The organism is Marinomonas gallaica, from assembly GCF_001639745.1.
Lineage (GTDB): Bacteria > Pseudomonadota > Gammaproteobacteria > Pseudomonadales > Marinomonadaceae > Marinomonas > Marinomonas gallaica.
In genome coordinates this window covers 1-278 of the sequence record NZ_LTAX01000069.1, presented here as the reverse complement: position 1 = coordinate 278, position 278 = coordinate 1, and the positions used below count along the sequence as shown (strand labels likewise).

At 55.4% G+C, this 278-nt stretch carries 1 protein-coding gene; it reads left to right on the top strand.

Annotated features, from left to right (window positions below; translation table 11 throughout):
- The coding region (locus AYW76_RS18655; RefSeq protein ID WP_156489112.1) for an ATP-binding cassette domain-containing protein at positions 1-278 on the top strand (278 nt) is incomplete at both ends.

Below are 278 nucleotides of genomic sequence, written 5' to 3'. Positions count from 1 at the left end.
TAGACGGTGATATTGAACTACGCAAGGTCCAACAGCAGTTAGCCCGCGCAGAACAAGAGCACCAACATGCTCGCATTGGCGAACTGCATGCCGAACTCGACAACCTCGATGGTTATACGGCGGAATCCCGTGCCGCCCAGCTATTGTCAGGGCTCGGCTTTAGCCATACCGACATCACACGCGGCGTGAAAGAGTTCTCAGGGGGCTGGAGAATCCGTTTAAACCTCGCTCAGGCACTGATGTGCCCCTCTGACCTGCTGTTACTCAATGAGCCAACC